20 protein-coding genes are annotated in these 20,736 nt (G+C 54.5%); 6 read left to right on the top strand and 14 right to left on the bottom strand.

Translation table 11 applies throughout. The features are described 5' to 3' along the window. Window positions 1–133: 133 nt before the first annotated feature. From HV243_RS18635 to HV243_RS18605, 7 genes are read right to left on the bottom strand one after another with little or no spacing between them, the layout of a single operon-like run. Window positions 134–904 carry a heme ABC transporter ATP-binding protein gene (locus tag HV243_RS18635; RefSeq protein WP_053389377.1) on the bottom strand — a complete coding sequence of 257 codons (771 nt, stop codon included), beginning with the start codon at window positions 902–904 and terminating at the stop codon, window positions 134–136. Then, window positions 901–1,893: an iron ABC transporter permease gene (locus tag HV243_RS18630; RefSeq protein WP_046276104.1), complete on the bottom strand. Its 993-nt coding sequence runs from the start codon at window positions 1,891–1,893 to the stop codon at window positions 901–903. The genes HV243_RS18635 and HV243_RS18630 overlap by 4 nt, the downstream gene beginning before the upstream one ends. A gap of 51 nt (window positions 1,894–1,944) precedes the next feature. Beyond that, entirely contained in the window at window positions 1,945–2,568 is a 624-nt protein-coding gene (chuY, locus tag HV243_RS18625) for an anaerobilin reductase (protein ID WP_046276074.1), read from the bottom strand. After that, the gene (gene hutX, locus HV243_RS18620) at window positions 2,568–3,062 is read right to left on the bottom strand and encodes a heme utilization cystosolic carrier protein HutX (protein WP_016155886.1); all 495 of its coding nucleotides are present in this window, start codon (window positions 3,060–3,062) and stop codon (window positions 2,568–2,570) included. Before hutX ends, chuY begins: the two co-directional genes overlap by 1 nt. A 3-nt stretch (window positions 3,063–3,065) precedes the next feature. Next, window positions 3,066–4,412 (bottom strand): heme anaerobic degradation radical SAM methyltransferase ChuW/HutW, encoded by a 1,347-nt coding sequence (gene hutW, locus HV243_RS18615; RefSeq protein ID WP_053389378.1) that lies wholly within the window; start codon window positions 4,410–4,412, stop codon window positions 3,066–3,068. Window positions 4,413–4,430: 18 nt separating this feature from the next. After that, on the bottom strand, window positions 4,431–5,255 hold the full coding sequence (locus HV243_RS18610) for an ABC transporter substrate-binding protein (RefSeq protein ID WP_016152100.1): 825 nt from the start codon (window positions 5,253–5,255) through the stop codon (window positions 4,431–4,433). 2 nt (window positions 5,256–5,257) lie between these two features. Then, window positions 5,258–7,402, bottom strand: a complete 2,145-nt coding sequence (locus HV243_RS18605; protein ID WP_016152101.1) for a TonB-dependent receptor — start codon at window positions 7,400–7,402, stop codon at window positions 5,258–5,260. A 290-nt stretch (window positions 7,403–7,692) separates the two neighbouring features. On the opposite strand from HV243_RS18605, the gene cueR reads away from it, so the two are divergent. After that, window positions 7,693–8,103 carry a Cu(I)-responsive transcriptional regulator gene (gene cueR / locus HV243_RS18600; protein WP_029139441.1) on the top strand — a complete coding sequence of 137 codons (411 nt, stop codon included), beginning with the start codon at window positions 7,693–7,695 and terminating at the stop codon, window positions 8,101–8,103. Here the strand turns inward: cueR and HV243_RS18595 are convergent. Genes HV243_RS18595 through HV243_RS18580 form a run of 4 tightly spaced genes read right to left on the bottom strand, consistent with a single transcriptional unit; the run spans window position 8,100 to window position 12,322 of the window. Then, window positions 8,100–8,816, bottom strand: a complete 717-nt coding sequence (locus HV243_RS18595; RefSeq protein WP_053389379.1) for a DUF3142 domain-containing protein — start codon at window positions 8,814–8,816, stop codon at window positions 8,100–8,102. The genes cueR and HV243_RS18595 overlap by 4 nt on opposite strands. Beyond that, window positions 8,786–10,930, bottom strand: a complete 2,145-nt coding sequence (locus HV243_RS18590) for a hypothetical protein (RefSeq protein WP_053389380.1) — start codon at window positions 10,928–10,930, stop codon at window positions 8,786–8,788. The genes HV243_RS18595 and HV243_RS18590 overlap by 31 nt, the downstream gene beginning before the upstream one ends. 19 nt (window positions 10,931–10,949) lie before the next feature. Beyond that, window positions 10,950–11,408: an NfeD family protein gene (locus HV243_RS18585; protein ID WP_053389381.1), complete on the bottom strand. Its 459-nt coding sequence runs from the start codon at window positions 11,406–11,408 to the stop codon at window positions 10,950–10,952. Beyond that, window positions 11,405–12,322 carry an SPFH domain-containing protein gene (locus HV243_RS18580; RefSeq protein ID WP_016152106.1) on the bottom strand — a complete coding sequence of 306 codons (918 nt, stop codon included), beginning with the start codon at window positions 12,320–12,322 and terminating at the stop codon, window positions 11,405–11,407. Before HV243_RS18580 ends, HV243_RS18585 begins: the two co-directional genes overlap by 4 nt. Window positions 12,323–12,456: 134 nt before the next feature. Here HV243_RS18580 and fetA point away from each other — a divergent pair, with 134 nt between their 5' ends. Continuing rightward, entirely contained in the window at window positions 12,457–13,134 is a 678-nt protein-coding gene (gene fetA, locus HV243_RS18575; RefSeq protein ID WP_053389382.1) for an iron ABC transporter ATP-binding protein FetA, read from the top strand. Beyond that, window positions 13,121–13,900 carry an iron export ABC transporter permease subunit FetB gene (fetB, locus tag HV243_RS18570; RefSeq protein WP_047358028.1) on the top strand — a complete coding sequence of 260 codons (780 nt, stop codon included), beginning with the start codon at window positions 13,121–13,123 and terminating at the stop codon, window positions 13,898–13,900. Before fetA ends, fetB begins: the two co-directional genes overlap by 14 nt. Before the next feature lie 78 nt (window positions 13,901–13,978). On the opposite strand, the gene HV243_RS18565 is transcribed toward fetB, so the two are convergent. Genes HV243_RS18565 through tesA form a run of 3 tightly spaced genes read right to left on the bottom strand, consistent with a single transcriptional unit; the run spans window position 13,979 to window position 16,317 of the window. Continuing rightward, on the bottom strand, window positions 13,979–14,833 hold the full coding sequence (locus tag HV243_RS18565; RefSeq protein WP_016152110.1) for a co-chaperone YbbN: 855 nt from the start codon (window positions 14,831–14,833) through the stop codon (window positions 13,979–13,981). A gap of 58 nt (window positions 14,834–14,891) precedes the next feature. Then, on the bottom strand, window positions 14,892–15,662 hold the full coding sequence (locus tag HV243_RS18560) for an SDR family oxidoreductase (RefSeq protein ID WP_019076196.1): 771 nt from the start codon (window positions 15,660–15,662) through the stop codon (window positions 14,892–14,894). Window positions 15,663–15,690: 28 nt separating this feature from the next. Further along, window positions 15,691–16,317 (bottom strand): multifunctional acyl-CoA thioesterase I/protease I/lysophospholipase L1, encoded by a 627-nt coding sequence (gene tesA / locus HV243_RS18555; protein WP_085951033.1) that lies wholly within the window; start codon window positions 16,315–16,317, stop codon window positions 15,691–15,693. On the opposite strand from tesA, the gene ybbA reads away from it, so the two are divergent. The 3 genes from ybbA to HV243_RS18540 all read left to right on the top strand — a co-directional run bounded on the left by ybbA (window position 16,285) and on the right by HV243_RS18540 (window position 20,702). Further along, the gene (ybbA, locus tag HV243_RS18550; RefSeq protein ID WP_016152113.1) at window positions 16,285–16,971 is read left to right on the top strand and encodes a putative ABC transporter ATP-binding protein YbbA; all 687 of its coding nucleotides are present in this window, start codon (window positions 16,285–16,287) and stop codon (window positions 16,969–16,971) included. The genes tesA and ybbA overlap by 33 nt on opposite strands. After that, on the top strand, window positions 16,968–19,382 hold the full coding sequence (ybbP, locus tag HV243_RS18545; protein ID WP_016152114.1) for a putative ABC transporter permease subunit YbbP: 2,415 nt from the start codon (window positions 16,968–16,970) through the stop codon (window positions 19,380–19,382). The genes ybbA and ybbP overlap by 4 nt, the downstream gene beginning before the upstream one ends. 186 nt (window positions 19,383–19,568) lie before the next feature. Further along, window positions 19,569–20,702: a porin gene (locus tag HV243_RS18540; RefSeq protein WP_053389383.1), complete on the top strand. Its 1,134-nt coding sequence runs from the start codon at window positions 19,569–19,571 to the stop codon at window positions 20,700–20,702. Window positions 20,703–20,736: the final 34 nt, after the last annotated feature.

Here is a 20,736-nt window from a genome sequence, read left to right as displayed (position 1 = left end):
TTTGCAGGATTAACTGACTGTGATAAAGGTTAAACCTTCCAGCAAGGGGAAGGTCAAGGGCGTTTTTAGAAAAGGTGAAAAAAGGGTGTAAAGGGAGAAAAACGGGAACACCACGTCAGGGGTTCCCGGTCTGTTATTGATTGAGGACGATAATCGGCGTTCGATGCTCCGGTTCATTTATGACCGTGAGATCGGCACCGTACAGCGCGTTCAGCGACCGTTGCTTCAGAACATCCTGCGGATATCCGTTATCAACTATCCTGCCGCGTTCCATCAATACCACACGGTCGGCATAGCGCGCCGCGAGGTTGAGATCGTGCAGGACGCAGCAGACGTTAAACTGTCGTTCACGCACCAGACGACGTAGCAGACGAAAAAGGTGCTGCTGGTGGTGAATATCCAGCGCGGAGGTGGGTTCATCAAGAAACAACCATTTCGGCCCAGGCTCGGGCTCCCAAAGCTGAACCAGCAGGCGCGCCAGTTGTACCCGCTGTTGTTCTCCTCCCGAGAGATGCCGGTAATCGCGTGTGGCCAGCGCCTGGCAATCACACAATGCCATGATGTGCTCCGTTTCATCGCCCGTGTTGCGCGTACGATACGGATGTCTGCCCATGCGAATGACCTCCTGAACGCTAAACGGGAAGGCCATATGACTATTCTGGCGCATCACGGCACGGGTTTTTGCCAGCTCGGTGATTGACCACTTGTCAAGCGGCTTACCAAACATGCTACAACGCCCACTGTGGGGCTGCAGATATCCCGTAAGCTGGCGTAGCAGCGTCGATTTCCCGGCTCCGTTCGGGCCAAGAATCGCGATGATCTCTCTATCAGGTAGCGTCAGGGAAACTTCGTCGGTCAGTCGTCTTCCCTGAATATGGTAGACCAGATTTTCAGCGACGATCATGACACCCTCCGGCTACGCAGTATTAACCACAGGAAATACGGTCCACCGATCAGGCTGGTTAACAGGCCAACGGGCATTTCGGCTGGCTGAACAAGTGTGCGGGCCAACGTGTCGGCAATCAGAAGTAAACAGGCACCGGCCAGCGTAGAGCAGGGAATCAACCAGCGATGATCGGCGCCGGTCGTCATTCTGATCAGATGCGGGATCACCAGGCCAATAAAGCCAATTACGCCGCTGACGGAAACCGCAGCGCCAACCAGGAGCGAACTGAGCAACAGTAACTGCTGACGCTTACGTTTGACGTTTACGCCGAGGTAATGCGCCTCTTCATCACCCAACTGCAGTAAATTAAGCGTTCCCGCCATGCAGATGGTTATAACAATGGCTGGAAGAATAAACGTGCTGGCAACCAACAGCGTTGGCCACTGGGCCTGGCCGAGATTTCCCATCATCCACAATGTAAGTTGACGTAGCTGCTGCTCGTCGCCCACATAGCTCAGTACGCCAATAGCCGAACCGCACAGGGCATTGATAGCGATACCGGCTAACAGCAGTTGCATCATTCCACCGTGGTTATGACGCTGGCTTATCAGGAAAATAATCGTGCAGACCACCATGCTGCCTGCGACGGCAAAAATCATCTGCTCATACAGCACCAGCACTACGGGGAACGAAAATGGGATAACTATCGCGATGCCGACCATCAGCGCGGAGCCGCTGCTGACGCCAAGCAGGCCAGGATCGGCCATCGGATTGCGGAAAAGTCCCTGCATGATGACCCCAGCCGTCGCCAGCGCAGCACCGACCAGAACGGCTAGCAGCACGCGAGGCAGGCGGATGTTTAACCAGATATCACGATATTCGTCGTTGAACAGAGCGCTGAAGCTAATGTTCAGCGCCCCCTGGCTGGCACCGAAGAGCATCAGAGCAACCAGCAAAAGAGAAAGACCCGTCAGGATGCTGACGGAAGAAAGCGAGTCCTTAAGCACGTAACGCTCCATAACGTCTTTGCGGCGCGGAGTTCCCGCGCCGTGAGGGGTTTACGCGGGTTTCAGTCCCGGCTCAACCAAACTGTAAATCTGGTTATTGAGTGCCGGCGCAGTGGCCAGTTCGTGAATATGCTTCGCAACATCTGCACGCATTACAAAGCCGTGACACTCCTGAGCCTGTATTCGTTGCGCCTGGCCGGTGGCTGCACCGTTCAGCAAACCGCCGGGGCGGAGAATGGCGTAGTCCAGTCGACTGGTTTGTAGCCAGCTTTCAGCCAGCGATTTTTCCCGTACAGCCTGACCAAATGCGGCCTTTGCGCGTGAAGAAAGAAAAGGCCAACTGTCACCGCAGCCGAGTGAGGTCACCAGAATCATGTGCTTGATCTCCGCTTTTTCTGCTTCATCAATGACGGTTCTGTGCGCCAGATAGTCCTGTGCGCCGCCCATGGAGGAGATCACCGTGGCATGTTGACCCGCTGCGCGACAGGCACAGGCGGTGACCTGACTATCGCAGGCGTCGCCGATGAAAACCTGCACACCTTTTTCCTGCAACCCAGCAGCGACCTGTGCGTTGCGAACGACAGCAATCACCGGACGTTGTTCCGCCAGTGCGAGTTCAAGCGTTTTCGCGCCGACGCCGCTACCACCCGCACCAAAAATGAGCCATGGAGCCATCAGGCATGTTCCTTTAAAGATGAAGACAACGCGTGAAAGGCGCTGACCTGTTCGGCCAGTAGCTGTCGATGTTCATCCCGACCGAGGAAAATTTTGAACATTGCGCTACCCGCCTGGTTAAAGAAGAGAATGGACGCGGTGTCCATTCCCATAAATTTGCGTTCAATCAGGGCAATATGCGTACAGTTTTCTGCCTTGATATGACCGGTCATGCCTTTTTTGCCGCGCAGGTTGAAGTAGCCATGACGGTGGAATCCGGAAGGTAATTCCCCGGTGAATTCCAGAATGACATCAGCAGTATGGACCAGGGTGGTGACTTTGCCCCATTCGCTGACGGTTTCCCAGACAGTATCAAATTGATCGCCGGAAACCAGCGTCGGGGAGGGGAGGTTTTTCACCACCTCCAGCAGCGTGGTGTTGTACTGGGCAGCGATAGCTTCCAGCGTACCGTCCGGTTCAGTTTTCAAAAAATCCTGTAAAGAGACATGGCTCATAATTCACTCCTGGTATGGTTGTTCTACCGCAATGCGCGGCGCGTTAAGTGCCTGAATAAGTTCATCAAGAGACTGCAAAATATTGCTCGCCCAAAAGCGCCCTTCATTGGTCAGGCGCACGCAGGTGCTGGCATCTCGCGTCAGTCCTGCGTCATGCCATTGGGTCAGTAGCGGGGTTAGTTTTTGTGCATGAGGCGTCAGTTCATCCAGCGGAACGCGGGCCGTTTCAATGCCCGCCTGGAGAGTGTGTCGCCACTGGAAACCATGCTCGGCGGTACGCATCATCATCATTAGCGGTTTTTTCCCGGCGGCGATAGATTCATGCCATGTCGTCAGATTGCGCTCGACCATCCAGGAATAGCCATTGACTGATCCCCCGGCGCCTGAGCCGAATGCCAGACAGTCCGCTCCCTGTTTAATCAGCAGGTTGTACAGATTGCGTTCACGCGTGGTACGCGCCCAGTGGCTGTTGCTGATGCAGCGCCAGCCCGCGCTGTCCATGAAATCGCAACCCTGAAGATAGAGATCGCGACGTTCGGCGGGAGAGGGAACGGTTGTGCGCCCGGTTTCAACTGCTTTGCCAAGCGGTGTATTGGGGATCAGGTTCAGCGCATAAAGATCTACGCCGTCGAGGCCGATGTCACGGGCAATCGCCAGATCGTCGCCCCACAGTTTTGCATCTTGTCCTGGCAGACCAAACAACAGATCGCATACCACGGCGGCACGATCCCGTTTTACCAGCCCCTGCATAAAGGCAATTGCGGTCGGGCCGTCTGAGGTGCGCGCCATTTTCTTGCGGATCCGGCTGTTAAAAGATTGAATACCGATCGAAAACCGATTGGCGCCAGCGTCAAGGCAGGCATCAATTCGCGCATCGTCAAAATTGAGCACTCGTCCCTCAATGGTAATTTCGCAGTCCGGTGCCAGCGGTAACTTTTCACGCAGCGCGGTGATGATTCTGCCCAGATCCCGTGCTGACAGCGCGGAAGGCGTACCGCCGCCAAAATAGAGGGCGTGAATTGGGGCTGACTGATGTAATGCGCTATCGGCTTCCATCTCGATTTCGCGCAACAGCGCGTTGGTGTAGCGGGCGCAGTGATCTTCTTCGAACCGGTTTTGATAAAAACCACAGAAAGTACAATGCGTTGCACAAAAAGGGATATGCAAGTACACCAGCCGTTTACGCGGCGGGGTAGGCTGGCTGATAACATCCTGCCAGGTTTGTGACAATAGCTCTTTGGCAATCGGGAGCGCCCCGCGCCATGGCATTGTGGCGCGGCGATCCTTAAAGGGCTGACTTCCCTCAAGCGCAAAATGCGCGGTAAGATTCAGCGAGTGTTCAGTTTTCATTCTTTTTTATAAATCCAGTTAGTGAGGCCAGAATTGCTGGTGCAGGGCTTCAACCGCATCGGCGACGCGAGGCCCCATTCCCAGAATCAGCGCCTGGTCTACCGCCACAATGCGCTGATTTTTCCAGGCCGCAGTGTGGGTAATACCGGCAATCGCGCTCAGACGAGCCAGATCGCCATCCACCATTTGCGACGTCACCACGATCACCTCCGGGTTGGCGGCGATCAGCGACTCCGCGCTGTAACTTTTATACTGCGCGTGGGTGGCGACATTTTGTGCGCCTGCAAGGGTCATAATGGCATCGGCAACGCTGCCCTTGCCGGCGACCTGCGGCGCGCTGCCGCCAGCGGAGAGAATGAACATGGCTTTGACCGGCGCATTTTTCGCCGCCACGCTGTGCTGAACACGATCCAGACGTTGATGCAGGCGATTGACCAGTGCTTCACCTTGTTCAGGAATGCGCAGCGTTTGAGCCAGCTCCCTAATGTTGGCGTACATCTGCTCGACGGTGGCCGGTACGCGCGGCAATGTAACGACGTTAACTTTCTGCGCCCGGAGCTGATCCAAAACGATTTGAGGGCCTGCATCCTGCCAGGTGATAAAGCTGTCCGGGTGCAGCGATAAAATGCCCTCGCTGCTTAACTGCTTCCAGTAGCCGATATGCGGGAGTGCGGCAGTTTCAGGTGGGTACGAGGTGGTTTCATCGACGCCAACCACCCGGTTGCCGACGCCCATGGCGTAAATCAGTTCGCTAAGCGAACCGCCCGCCACCACCAGGCGGTCAGCGGACTGGGCGCTGAAAACACAGGCGAGGCTCAGTAAGCCAATCATGAGTTTTTTCATCGTCAGAAATTCCACGCAAAGCCAACAGCGGCATTGAAACCAGCGTCTGGGATAGATTCATGCGCGGTTCTGTAACGCTTGTCGGTCAGGTTGTTGAGCGCGAGGTTGACCTGATACTGGTCCTGCGGACCAAACTCAGTGTTGAATGCGAGGTTTAGCGTGGCCCAGCCTGGGTAGTTTATTTCCGTGGTGCCGGTATTATCTTTGGCGCGGGACGCCGCGCGAATAAAGACATCGGACGTCACGTTAGCGACATTCATCAACCAGGTATGTTTCAGGCCAACGCGCCCGGTCAGCGTGGGTTCGCCGGTATCCCAGGTTTTTATGGTGTTGCCTTCGTATTGACGGCGAATGAGATTACCGCTCAGGTAGGGGGAAACCGCCCAGCCGTTGTATTCTGCGGTTAATTCCATGCCCCAGGTTTTGGCACGATCGATGTTGTCGTAGTAGTAATAGCCGCCGCGGGAAGAGGTGGTGTTGCCGTTGCAAACGGGTTGGCCTGAACAGGCCAGACTGGCGATATAGTCTTTGGCTTCGGAGTAATAAATGGCGCCGTCAATCAGCCACATATTCCCTTTATACCGCGCGCCTAACTCATAGTTATTTGAGTGTTCCGCCTTCAGGTTTGGGTTGCCGTAGGTAACGCTGCCGCCGGCGGATGTCTGCATGAACAACTGAGTAAGCGTGGGGAAGACATAGCCCTGGGCGTATGCAGCCCGGAGTTCAAGATCTTCAAAGCCGGAATAGCGCAGGCTGGTCGAGGTCACCAGTTCATCATCGTGAACGGAATTTCCCCCGGTGGATTGCCAGGTGGTGCCGCTGCTTTGGATAGTTTGCGTATCGTTGCGATTGAGTTTCGAAGACAGCCAGTACTGGCGTGCGCCCACGGTCCACGTCCAGTCATCGGCAAAGCGCCAGTCGTTTTGCGCGAACAGTGAGGTGTTGCTTTGTTCCGCTTCGTTATATGACAGGGTACGGGTTTGCGTATCAAAGAAGCCGGTAGCCGCGGTCTGGCGCGTACTGCCGTCCGTGTCCTGTTTTATTTTGTCATGCTGATACTGGGTGCCAATCACCAGCGTGTTGTTAGCCGGAAGGGAGATATTGCCCTGCAGCGTTACACCCTGGGTATATTGTTTGTCGTTGGTATTGGTTTGATTGCTTACCGTCAGCGCTTTAATCATCGGGCTGGGGATAATCTGGGTCGTTTTGACCCGGTTTTCAAATTTGCGCTCTATTGTCTGGGTATATGCGTCAAAATGGATATTCTTCAGGTAATCCCCGTCGGCCGCGTAGTCGTAGAAAAGACCGATTTTCTCGCGTTCCAGCTTAGGAATTTTGACGCTAAAGTCGTCGAACTGACCTTCGGGATCGTCAAACCAGGTTTGAGTGGATAGCTTATAACGGTCGAGTGAGAGTCCAATTTTGTGGCGATCGAGGTTGTAACCAAGCCACACTCCCTGGCCGTTATTACGGAAGTTGGTGTCGGGCAATCTTCCGTCAGGTGTATCGCGATCCCCCTGGTCGGAATAGCTGCCATTGATACGGTAGTCAAAGTTACCGATGCTTCCCCAGGCTGCCGCTGACTCTTCCCATCCTGCCGTTGCGGAGTTATAAACAGCCTTAACGCTACCACCCAGAGGCTTATCGCCGCCTTTTTTGGTAATAAAGTTCACGACGCCGCCAATCGCCTGCGAACCGTAGAGGACAGAATAAGGGCCTTTGACCACTTCAATACGTTCCAGCGCGGATTCGTCAATCAGTAAACCGGCTCCGTAGTTTTGTCCGGCTCGTTGGTAGCTGACGACCTGGCCGTCTATCAAAATCAGCACCCGCGAAGAAGCTTCGCCACGGATACGAATTTGTTTCCGACCTGCGAGAGCGTTATCGGTAACTTCGACGCCGGGGATATCTTGTAAATCATCAGCAAGAGAAACGCTGGTGGAATTTTGTAGCGTCTGGCGATCGATAACCTGAATGGTTGCCGGGCTATCCCAGAGACTACTTTCTGTGCGGTTAGCCGTAACGATCACCGTATCTTCGTCGGACGTTGAACCGTGTGTTGGAGAGGTCGCTGCAAAAGTAGCGCCGGACATGCATAATGTCAGGGCTGAAAGAATAAATGGCCTTTGGTTAATCCGTGGCAACATAAGAGAACCTTTATTGAATGTAAATGATCATCATTATCATTCGCGTTTGTATATAAAATTGTTTCCCTTTGTTCAAGATGAAAGGTGCGGAACCAATACATCTTTTGATTTGAGTCAATTTTGCGTGGTCAATAAATGCTGAAATGTGATCTGAATCGGATATAACAATGTGAATTAAAAGGATTTGTGTATCGCTGTGATGGTGGAAAATGCGCGGGGTTCTTGGGTAAAGGATTACGGCAATGTGGGCTATAATGTGGCTCAGTACCAACAAGATCAGCGGGGGAAATGTGAATATTAGCGATGTTGCGAAAAAAACCGGTTTAACCAGCAAAGCGATACGCTTTTACGAAGAAAAGGGGTTAGTGACGCCGCCGCTGCGTAGCGAAAATGGCTATCGCACATACAACCAACAGCATCTGAATGAGCTTACGCTGTTACGACAGGCACGACAGGTTGGTTTTAACCTGGAAGAGTGCGGCGAGTTGGTGAACCTGTTTAACGATCCGGCGCGTCACAGCGCAGATGTGAAAAAGCGTACGTTAGAAAAGGTGGCGGACATTGAGCGCCATATCAGCGAGCTGCAGGCTATGCGCTTGCATTTGTTGGCGCTGGCGGAGAGTTGCCCTGGCGATGACAGCGCCGAATGCCCGATTATTGATAATCTCTCCGGCTGCTGCCACCATAAAGCGAAGGCTTAACGAAGTGGCGGATTAAGCATAAACACCACCGTGCCGCGGTACCACGGTGATTTCTCAAGTTGCGCTTCAGCCTGCGGGTCCCGGCTACCGTTTTGTACCAGCCCCAGCTTAAATGGAATGCGCAGACGACTGAGGGCGGGCAGATACGCCTGATAATTTGGTACCGTGTGACGTCCCTGATAGCTCTGGACCACCAGTTCATCGACCGCCAGCGCGTTCAGCGTGGCGACGTCGCCCGTTTTTGCCCAATCCAGTAGTCCGGTTACGCCAAGTGCAAACTCGGTCGGTAGCCGTTGGCGTAACTGCTGCAGAAAGTGGGCGTAATCGGCAAGCTGATGGGTCGCCGCGTCAAAATCAACCTGCAGGCCGATGACGTGATTCCCGGCCGCTTGCCAGCGTTGCATCAAGCGTATGATGCGCGCCGGAATCTCCTCCGGTACGTCGAGTGTGGTAAAGCGCACGGTCAACCAGATAGAGGGGAAAGTCAGGCGATTAACCGGCAGTCCGAGACGCTGGAACACCACGTTACCTGAACGAACCAAGACTTCGCCCTGATGCAGATAGACTGTTTGTGCGTTTTTCAGCTCGTCACTGGCCTTCACTCCGGACCATAGCCAGAAGGCCGGATGTTCACGGGCGGCGACGATTTCCGCCGCCTGCGCCTGGCCGAGTAGCAGCGCAGTTACCAGTAGTATTTGAGTTTTTGCGCCCACGGACTTCCCGGATACTGCGTTTTCAGTTGGGTGAACCAGCCTTTACGCTGTAGTTTATCTACTTCCTCACCGCCGCACTCGTTAGAGCCTGACGGCGCATAGCACATGATGGCGCGATACAGCGCAAAGCTCTTATCTTCAACCTCTGCTTTTGGCGATGTGATCACCTGCTGGTAGTAGCTTTGTCTGTCGAACTGGCCGAACGGTTTCTTGCGCGAGATTGCTGATTCAAGCACATCGTTGCCGGAACTGTTTTTCCATAAATCAACGTGGGTTTGCGTAGTGCGGAAAAATTCGCCTAAGCAGTTCAGGGCGTGGGCATCATGTGCTTGTTTGCTCAGAACCGTTACCGTTTCATTGAGGCTGCGACAGGTATAACCGCTCTCGGCAGAGTCGCCGTTCCAGTCGAAAATACTCAGATTAACGTCATCAAACGCTTCGCCAATGACCGGCGGCGTAATGGCGCTGGCCAGTTTTCTGTCATTCAGCCAGTCGTCAAAGCGATGCTCAGTGAGATCCCGCACCAGCAGCGTATGCAGGGCGATGGTACGCTCTTCGTTATTAGGACCGTGGACGGCTTGCTGGCGCAGTAGTTCAGGCGTGGCCTGGGTTTTCAGCACCTGCGAGCGAAAGCGCAGGTTGGTTACTGCGCTTTCTGGGGCGAAAATTGCCGCCACGTCGCCGCTATAAACCAGCGTCGCGGCTAGCTTAGCCTGCACATACTGCTGCTGTTCGTTATCCTGGCTGAGCTTCAGCAATGTCTGCCAGAAATCACGTGCCGTGGTCCATTTCTGCTGGCCCATCAGCGCTTCGCCGTACAGCACCTGTTCGCTGAAGGCCAGCGTATCGTGGGCCGGAAGTTTCTGCGCTGGGGTAACTGCCGAAATAATCGCCGCGTAGTTGCCCGTTGCCAGCCACAGATTCAGCTGCAGATCGCGCCATAGCGGCAGTTTTTGGCTCTGCTCAAACACCGGTTTGCTGGCGTCAAGCTGGGCCTGCGTCAGCGTTGGTTTGTTGTTGTTATTCAGGCGCAACGCGCGCAGCAGTTCGATATAGCTGACAAGCGGCGCATCGGGGAAAGCCTCCACCACGGACTGTTCGTAGAACGCCATGCCGTAGACATTATCGTATTCGATGACGATCTCACGCAGTTGCTGTGCGTCAGCCGATTGCTGAAGCGTCTGCTCATACAACCCCGCCAATTGCGGCCACGCCTGTAAATACCAGTTGATACGACGCAGCATACCGTGCGAGGAAGCGGCGTACAGGCCTTGCGGGTAGTGTTGCAGATAGGCTTGCGCCAGCGTCTGAGCCTGAGAAGCGTCCTCGCGGTTAATTTTTGTGATATCAAAATCGCCGTACTCGCCCACGCTGTTCTGGCTGCTTTTGTTCAACGCCGCACGTATCAGCATGTATTGCGCGGTCTCAGCCAGCCACGGACGATCGCTTTTGGCTAGCTGAGCGAAATCCTGTTCGGCGCTGGCATAATCACCGGCATAAAAACTGGCGGCCGCTGCCAGATAGCTTTTGTAGGACTGAGCTGGAGAATCTGCCGGGAGAGTGGCAAGCGATGACTCAATCTGCTCGCGGGTTGCCCCGGATAACAGTCCTGTGCGCGCCTGGGCCAGGGCCTGACGCTGATTTGCCGTTAACGTTGAGTCGGCCAGCAGTGCGGCAAAAAATGCGCTGACGCTCGCGGTATTATTCGAAACATGACGGTTCTCAAGCTCAGCGTCGTTGACGTTTATTTCGTCTGCGCTAATGTTCAGTTCGGCTATCTGTCGGGACAGGGGGCTGTCTTCGGCAGATACCTGCGCTGCGGCTGGCTGCGGGGCAATGTCATCCCACTGCGGATGATACGCAAAATAGAAATCGCGGGAGCGGGTGATGTCTGCCGGCATCGACTGCACCGGCAGAGCAAATGATTTCTCCTGGCTCAGCAGCCGCAGCAGGTTATCGCGGCTGTCGTTTTCCGGGTTGAAGGTGGGCGTGCCTTTCAGCAGGCAGCTGTCGTCGCTCCATTTGCAGTCTTCCATATCGAAAGAGGCGAATACCTGCGGGGCGGCGACCAATAATGAGCAAAGGGCAAAGGCAAGGGGTGTCTTCCTGACCATAGTCTTATTTCCTGTCTTTTTAGTGTGATACCGCTGTAATAATCAGGGTAATTCCCTCAACGGCAATAACTTCAACCTGCGTTCCGGCGCTCAAATCGTCGCGGGCGCTGACGGGCCATGAGCTGTCGCCGACGCGCATGTGTCCGCGGCCATTGACCAGGGCGGTTTCCAGAATAAATCGACGGCCAACCAACTGTTGCCCGCGCTGGTTAAGATGGCTGTCGGCGGGTTTCTGATCTTGTACACGCCTTGCCAGCCACTTCCACCACAGCCAGGCCGCCAGCAGGGTGAGTACGGCGAACATCGCCCCCTGCCACGCCCAGTCAAGCGGGATAAGCCACACCACCAGGCCGGTAATCACCGCCGCCACGCCGCTCCACAGCAGATAGCCGTTACCGCCCAGCATCTCGGCGGCGAGTAGCAGACCGCCGAGGCTGAGCCAGAAGATGTGTGGGTGCACCAGAACCATCGCTATCATGATTTTTTCCGTTCGCTGGCGCTGTCTTTCACCAGTTCGGCGATCCCGGCAATAGACCCCATCAGGCTGCTGGCATCCAGCGGCATCATCACCACTTTGCTGTTATTCGACGAACCGATGTGCTGCAGCGCTTCGGTGTATTTCTGCGCCACGAAGTAGTTCACGGCCTGAATATCCCCGGCGGCAATGGCCTCCGAAACCATCTGCGTCGCGCGGGCCTCGGCTTCTGCGGAACGTTCACGCGCTTCAGCCTGTAAAAATGCCGACTGGCGTTCACCTTCCGCTTTGAGGATTTTCGACTGTTTCTCACCTTCGGCCTTGACGATTTCTGCCTGACGGATCCCTTCCGCTTCAAGAATATAGGCGCGCTTGGTACGTTCGGCTTTCATCTGCGCGTTCATGGCGTCGATAAGTTCTGCTGGGGGACGCACATCGCGGATTTCAATACGGGTGATTTTAATGCCCCAGGGATTCGTGGCCTCGTCAACGATATGCAGCAGGCGCGTGTTGATGTTGTCACGCTGGGAGAGCATTTCATCGAGTTCCATCGAGCCGAGAACGGTACGAATATTGGTCATGGTCAGGTTGATGATCGCCAGTTCCAGGTTGCTGACCTCATAAGCCGCTTTTGGCGCGTCGATCACCTGAATAAAGCAGACGGCATCGATCGCGACGTTGGCGTTGTCTTTGGAGATGACTTCCTGAGAGGGGATATCAAGCACCTGTTCCATCATGTTGATCTTACGACCGATGCGGTCCATGAACGGTACAACAAGGTTTAAACCCGGTTGCAGGGTTTTGGTGTAACGGCCAAAACGCTCGACCGTCCACTGATATCCCTGCGGGACGATTTTGACGCCAGCACCGACGATGACCAGCGCGACAAAAATGAGAATAGGAATAAAAATGAGCATTGATGAAACCTCCTGTTGTGTTGTCCTTTACTGCCTCATTAGTCAAATTATACCCGATTTATCAGGGTGGGCTCCCCTATAATAAATTACAGGGATAGACTGTCTGCACGAAAGAGGTAAAAAAGGGATTGGTAATGGAAGAAAGCAGCATTCTGCTTCAGTTAAAAAATGTCGCATGGCAGGCAGGGGCGACGCAGGTTCTCAATAACATCTGTTTTGATCTCCGGGCCGGAGAATTTAAGCTGATTACCGGCCAGTCTGGTTGCGGTAAAAGTACGTTACTCAAGATTGTGGCGTCATTAATTAGCCCGACTGCCGGTGAAATTCTCTTTGAGGGCAAGGAGATAAACACTCTTAAGCCTGAAACATATCGCCAGCAGGTCTCTTATTGTGCGCAAACGCCCGCGTTGTTTGGTGACACCGTTTACGACAACCTCATTTTCCCCTGGCAAATCCGCGATAAACGTCCGGATCCGGATGTGTTTCTTGCCGATCTGGCCCGTTTTGAGCTACCCGAAACGATCCTCAAAAAAAACATCAATGAGCTGTCTGGCGGCGAAAAGCAACGCGTCTCGTTAATTCGTAATTTACAGTTTCTGCCAAAAATCCTGCTGCTTGATGAAATTACCAGCGCGCTGGATGAAGCCAATAAACGGAATGTGAACGAATTAATTCACCACTATGTTCGCGATAAGAATATTGCTGTGCTGTGGGTGACGCACGACAAAGATGAAATTAATCATGCGGATAATGTCATAACCCTTCAACCGCACGCCGGGGAAATGCAGGAAGTAAGCAATGAACGAGCATAATATTACCAATGAATCACTGGCGTTAGCGATGATGCTGGTGGTGGTCGCGATACTGATCAGCAACAAAGAAAAACTGGCGCTGGAAAAAGATATTCTCTGGAGCGTTTGCCGGGCGGTGGTTCAGCTTATTATCGTTGGCTATGTGCTGAAATATATTTTCGGCGTTAACCACAGCATTCTGACCTTATTGATGGTGCTATTTATCTGTTTCAACGCGGCCTATAACGCGCAAAAGCGCAGTAAATATATTGATAAAGCTTTTCTCTCGTCATTTATCGCCATCACGGCGGGGGCGGGGTTAACGCTGGCGGTGCTGGTTCTGTCAGGCTCTATCGAGTTTACCCCAATGCAGGTGATCCCAATTTCCGGCATGATTGCAGGCAACGCGATGGTTGCGGTAGGGCTGTGTTACAACAATCTGGGGCAGCGGTTTAACAGCGAACAGCAGCAAATTCAGGAAAAACTCAGCCTCGGTGCGACGCCGAAAGTGGCCTCCGCGCCGCTGATTCGCGACAGTATTCGCGCTTCGCTGATCCCGACGATCGATTCAGCGAAGACCGTGGGACTGGTGAGTTTACCGGGGATGATGTCCGGGTTGATCTTTGCAGGTATTGATCCGGTAAAAGCGATTAAGTATCAGATTATGGTGACGTTTATGCTGCTTTCGACCGCCAGTCTGTCAACCATTATCGCCTGCTACCTGACCTATCGGAAGTTCTATAATTCACGTCACCAACTGGTGGTGACGCATTTGAAAAAAACCTAATGGAGTACCGGATGGCGCGGGCCTACGGGGAGATTGTAGGCCCGATTAGCACAAGCGCCATCAGGCAAATGCAGCGGATTAGTACAACAGCGCGTACAGCTGGCGGCGGTATTTCGAGGCCAGCGCATCGCCGGTGCCCAGTGCGGCAAGGATCTCCTGGAAGGTTTTACGCGCCTGACCGTCGGCTGCAGTGAGATCTTTCTTCAGGTGACTGAACAGCAATTCCAGCGATTCCTCGTTACGTCCAACCTGGTGTAACTGAATGGCCAGTTGAGTTGCCAGCGCCGCATCCTGTGGATTGCTGGCGACCTGCTGCTGCAACTGTTGGATTTCAGGCGTATCAGCCGCCTGCTTCAGCAGTTCGATCTGTGCCACCAGGCCCTGATAACGGGTGTCCTGATCCTGCAACGGGATAGTTTTCAGTACCGCTTCGGCTTCGTCAGAACGGTTCAGGGCGATTTGCGTTTCCGCCAGCAGCAGGCCAATTTCGCTGCTCTGATTGGAGATCTGCCAGGCTTCTTTCAGCAGCGGCAGCGCATCAGCGTGATTGCCGGCTTCGATGAACTCGATCGCCTGGCGCGCTTTCAGCTCTTCCTCGCTCGGCAACACTTTCTCCAGCAGCGCGCGAATAACTTCTTCCGGCTGCGGGCCCTGGAATCCATCTACCGGCTGACCGTTCTGGAACAGATAAACCGTGGGGATCGCGCGCAGACCAAACTGGGAGGCGATCATCTGCTCGGCGTCGCAGTCTAACTTGGCGAGAATAAACTGACCGTTGTACTGAGCAACAAGGCTCTCCAGTACCGGCGTTAATTGCAGACAATGCTGGCTGCGCTCAGACCAAAAATAGAACAGGACCGGCGTGGTCATCGACTGTTCAAGGGTCTGCTGGAGGTTCGATTCGTTAATGTTAACAATATTCTGTGTGGACATGGAGTTACTCTCTTTTGTCGATTTCTTGTTACATGGGGGCTGACGCGCGTGCTTCAACTCAACCGTGTAAAATTTTGTCCATTATGCGGCCTGGCAACAGGCGCTTCAGTAGCATAACTGCCCAGGTCACCAGCGTAACCGGATAACGCAGCTTGGGTTTGTCGCTCTCAAACGCATGACGCACTTTGGCGACAACCGCTTGTGGCCCCAGCGTAAAACGCGCGGCAATTCCGGGGTTTTCCACGGGAGCATCGCTCTGGGTCTGGTTGACGTTTTCGGTAAAGCGGGTGCGAATAGGGCCAGGCTCAATCAGGCTGACCTTAATCCCGCTGTGGCGCAGCTCCATACGCAGCGCGTCGGACCAGGCTTCCAGCGCATATTTGCTGGCGGCATAGGCCCCGCGCCCCGGCGTTGAGATCAATCCCATTACCGACGAGGTCATCACAATTCGTCCTTCGCCGTGGGGTAGCATGGCGGGTAACAGGCGCATGGTAAGCTGATGTGCGCCGAAGAAGTTGGCGGAAAACTGCTGTTCCATCTGCTCGCGGCTGATGGTGGGCAGTGGGCCATATACGCCGTATCCGGCGTTGTTAAAGATCCCATACAAACGATTATCGGTCAGGGCGATCACCTCATCAGCCGCGCGATCTACGCTCTCGGGTGAATCCAGATCCAGCAATATGCCGGTGAATCCCATGCTGTTCATACGCGCCACATCGTCAGGTTTGCGACAGCCTGCCAGAATTTGAAAACCCTGGCGCTTTAGCTCAAGCGCGCTTTCCAGACCGATTCCGCTGGAACATCCTGTTATTAAGACCGATTTTTGCATAACTTTACCTGTCAGGATCTCCGTTGTTTTACGAGTCGTGATTTACTAGAGGAGTGAGATGTTGCGCCATCCAGTCGGCAATAAACGGCTGGGCGTCACGGTTAGGATGAATACCATCATCCTGCATCCACTGGGGTTTCAGATAAACCTCTTCCATAAAAAAGGGCAGCAGAGGTATATCAAACTCTTTGGCGAGTTTTGGATAAATCGCGCTAAAGCTTTCATTATAACGGCGACCGTAGTTTGCCGGCAGACGAATTTGCATCAGCAGCGGTTCGGCATTTGCTGCTTTCACATCCTGCAGAATCGTGCGCAGGGTTTGTTCGGTTTGCGCAGGCGCAAATCCGCGCAGACCGTCGTTGCCGCCAAGTTCGACCAGCACCCAGCGCGGCTGGTGCTGCTTCAGTAATGCAGGCAGACGGGCCAGCCCCTGCTGCGAGGTGTCGCCGCTAATACTGGCATTCACCACAGGCGTTTTGGTTTGCCATTTATCATTAAGTAGCGCAGGCCACGCGGCGCTGGCGGACATACGGTATCCGGCGCTCAGGCTGTCACCCAGAATTAATAACGTGTCCGCTGCGGCGGCGCGGAAAGTTAACAGGACCAGGAACAGGAAAGGCCAATGCCAGCGGAAAACATTGTTGAAGTTCATCATCTTAAGAAATCCGTCGGTCAGGGTGATCATGAGCTATCCATCCTTACCGGAGTTGAACTGGTTGTCAAACGCGCCGAGACCATTGCGCTGATTGGCGAGTCGGGTTCAGGAAAATCCACACTGCTGGCGATCCTCGCCGGGCTGGACGATGGCACCAGCGGTGAAGTCAGCCTGGTGGGGCAGGCGCTGCACACCATGGATGAAGAAGCCCGGGCACAGCTGCGGGCGCGACACGTGGGTTTTGTCTTCCAGTCATTCATGTTAATTCCGACCCTAAACGCGCTGGAAAACGTCGAGTTGCCCGCGTTGTTGCGCGGTGAAAACAGCGGAAAAAGTCGCGACGGGGCAAAAACGTTGCTGGAGCAACTGGGGCTGGGAAAACGTCTTGATCATCTTCCGGCCCAGCTTTCCGGTGGGGAGCAGCAGCGCGTGGCGCTGGCGCGGGCGTTTAACGGTCGTCCTGACGTGCTGTTTGCCGATGAACCGACGGGCAATCTGGACCGCCAGACCGGAGACAAAATCGCCGACCTGCTGTTTTCTCTGAACCGGGAACATGGCACCACCCTGATTCTGGTGACCCATGATTCTCAACTGGCGGCGCGTTGCGATCGGCGTTTACGCCTGGTGAACGGACAGTTGCAGGAGGAGGCATGATTGCACGCTGGTTCTGGCGCGAATGGCGCTCGCCTTCATTACTGATTGTCTGGCTGGCGCTGAGCCTGGCCGTGGCCTGCGTGCTGGCGCTGGGCAATATCAGCGATCGTATGGAAAAAGGGTTGAGCCAGCAAAGCCGTGAGTTTATGGCGGGAGATCGGTCGCTACAAAGTTCGCGTACCGTGCCGAAAGCGTGGATTGACGAGGCGCGACAGCGTGGCCTGAAAGTGGGCGAACAGCTGACCTTTGCCACTATGACCTTTGCCCGGGATACGCCGCAGTTGGCGAACGTCAAAGCGGTGGATGATGTGTATCCGATGTATGGCACGTTGCAAACCAATCCGCCGGGACTGAAACCTCAGCCAGGCTCGGTGCTGCTGGCTCCGCGTCTGATGGCGTTGCTGAACTTAAAAATCGGTGATTCCATCGACGTTGGCGATGCCACGCTGCGCATCGCCGGGGAAGTGGTACAGGAGCCGGACGCCGGTTTTAATCCGTTCCAGATAGCGCCGCGCCTGATGATGAACATGGCGGATGTCGAAAAAACGGCGGCGGTCCAGCCGGGAAGCCGGGTGACCTGGCGCTATAAATTTGGCGGGACACCGCAGCAACTGGAAGCCTATGAAAAATGGCTGCTCCCGCAGTTAAAGCCTGAACAGCGCTGGTATGGGCTGGAGCAGGATGAAGGGGCGCTGGGGAAATCACTGGAGCGTTCGCAACAGTTCCTGCTGCTGTCGGCGCTGCTAACCCTGCTGCTGGCGGTCGCTGCGGTTGCCGTGGCGATGAGCCATTACTGCCGCAGTCGTTACGATCTGGTGGCTATTCTGAAAACCCTTGGCGCGGGCAGAGCACAGTTGCGCAGGCTGATTGTTGGTCAATGGCTGATGGTGCTGGTGCTGTCTGGCGTGACCGGAGGGTTATTCGGGCTGTTGTTTGAACGCGTGCTGGTGGTATTACTTAAGCCGGTACTGCCCGGCGAACTGCCGCCTGCCAGTCCCTGGCCGTGGCTATGGGCATTAGGCACCATGACGGTCATTTCTCTGCTGGTGGGGTTACGCCCTTACCGTTTGCTGCTGGCGACTCAGCCACTGCGGGTACTGCGCCGTGACGTGGTGGCAAACGTCTGGCCGCTGAAGTTTTATTTGCCGGTGGTATTGATAGTCGTGATTGCCCTGCTCGCCGGACTGATGGGCGGAAGCCCGCTGCTGTGGGCCGTGCTGGCCGGAGCGGTAGTGCTGGCGCTTTTGTGCGGGGTGCTCGGCTGGATGCTGCTCAACGTGCTGCGTGGCCTGACGCTCACCTCGCTGCCGCTGCGTTTAGCGGTCAGTCGGCTGTTGCGCCAGCCGTGGTCAACGCTCAGTCAGCTGTCGGCATTTTCGCTTTCCTTTATGTTGCTGGCGCTGCTGCTGGTACTGCGTGGCGACCTGCTCGACCGCTGGCAGCAGCAAATGCCGCCGGAAAGCCCGAACTATTTTCTCATCAACATTGCCACCGAACAGGTGGTTCCACTCAAGGCTTTCCTGGCTGAGCATCAGGTGATCCCGGAATCGTTCTATCCGATTGTGCGGGCGCGTCTGACGGCGATCAATGAGAAGCCGACCGAAGGCAATCACGATGAGGCGCTGAACCGTGAGCTTAATCTGACCTGGCAGGATACCCGACCGGATCATAACCCGATCGTTGCCGGAAGCTGGCCGCCAAAAGCGGGCGAAGTCTCGATGGAAGAGGGGCTGGCGAAACGGCTGAACGTCAAGCTTGGCGATCGGGTAACCTTTATGGGCGATACCCAGGATTTCAGCGCCACGGTTAGCAGTCTGCGCAAAGTGGACTGGGAAAGCCTGCGCCCCAACTTCTTCTTTATCTTTCCCTCCGGCGCGCTGGACGCTCAGCCGCAAAGCTGGTTAACCAGCTTTCGCTGGGAGAACGGCAACGGCATGCTGACGCAGCTTAACCGCGAATTCCCGACTATCAGCCTGCTGGATATTGGTGCAATCCTCAAACAGGTGAGCCAGGTTCTGGAGCAGGTGAGCCGGGCACTGGAGGTGATGGTGGTGCTGGTTACCGCTTGCGGTATGTTGCTGCTATTAGCGCAGGTCCAGGTCGGAATGCGTCAGCGTCATCAGGAACTGGTGGTCTGGCGCACGCTGGGCGCGGGTAAGAAGCTGCTGCGTACCACGCTATGGTGCGAGTTCGCCATGCTCGGGATGGTCGCCGGACTGGTGGCTGCCATCGGTGCGGAAACCGCACTGGCGGTGCTGCAAACCCGAGTGTTTGATTTTCCGTGGGAGCCAGACTGGCGACTGTGGGTCGTGTTGCCGCTTTGTGGGGCATTGTTGCTCTCGTTATGCGGCGGATGGCTCGGTTCACGTTTGCTAAAAGGCAAAGCGCTGTTCCGTCAATTCAGTAGTTAATTCATATTCGTGATGATTACGCACCGGTTTTTTAAATCGGTGCGTTTTTTATCTATGTAGCACAAATTGATAACTCATTGATATTTAACAGCACAGAACAATAAAAACCCGACAACACGAGTGTATTAATAAACGTTAATATTTGTATGCTGAATAATTGGCAGGCTATCTATCAAGGTACAAATAATGACTATAAAAAAAACGGCGCTGGCGGTATCGATCGGCGCAGCAGTGGCAATAACGACGTTCGCCTCCCAGGCGGAAATCACGGTCCTGAAACAAGATCCACAGGCGGGCAACCCGCTGAGCCGTCTTAACTTCACCGTTGGCGGGAGTATTCGTCCGCAGTTCCAGAATATGGCCGGTGACGATGGTAAGAATGGCTACAAACGTAATGGCTTCGACGGCGGGACGCGTTTCCGCTTCGCCGCTGATTACTATCTGTTTGATGACATCAGTTGGGTGAGTTATTACGAGCTGGGCGTGAACTTCCCGGCAATGTTCAACTGGGATAATCACTATGCTAACGGCGCCAACGATACCACGCGTCGTATGTTGTACACCGGTCTGAAGAGCGCGACCTGGGGTACGCTGACCTTCGGTCAACAGAACAGCATTTACTATGATGTGGTTGGTGCGAAAACGGATATCTGGGACTACGACATGATCGGTCAGGCACCAGGTAACGGTATCAATGGCGACTATGACGGTTCCTATCGTACGCGTAAATCACTGAAGTATAAGAAAACGGTTGGCGATGTTGATCTCTACGCATCTTATCTGTTCAGCGATGATTACAACCCGAACAACGGTCTGCGCTACAAGCGTAAAGGCGGTGGCTCGCTGGGTGTGGATTATCACATCACTGATGACCTGACCTGGGGTACGGCGTGGAACTACACCCGCGCGGAAATGCGTGGCGACACCAGCAAAACCTACGATCAAAACATCGTCGGTACCGCGCTGAGCTGGAAACCGGACAACTGGACCTTCTCGATGGGCGGCGGTTGGTATCAAAACTTCATGACCACCAAAAAAGTCTCTGTTAACGATTACTTTGCCGGTGATGCCTGGGGTCTGGAATACTTTGCGGGTTACACCTTCCCGGTTGGTCAGTATGCGCTGAAATCCGTTCAACCCTACGTTATGGGCGACCGTATTGAATACGTGAATGGTCGTAACTACCTGCGTACCGACAATGGTGTGGGTATCAGCTTCCAGCTGGACTACGGTTTCCGTGTGGATTACGAACACGTCTTCACCTCCAGCACCGACAATCTGGGTGATATGAACCTGGTTCGTCTGCGTTACGATTTCTAAGTCAATTTCCCTGCCAAAACCGGGTAACCAGAAG

The organism is Citrobacter sp. RHBSTW-00599 (assembly GCF_013784065.1).
Classification (GTDB): Bacteria; Pseudomonadota; Gammaproteobacteria; order Enterobacterales; family Enterobacteriaceae; genus Citrobacter; species Citrobacter braakii.
Note: the sequence above shows the minus strand (reverse complement) of the source record. Positions and strands in the feature narration are given on the sequence as shown.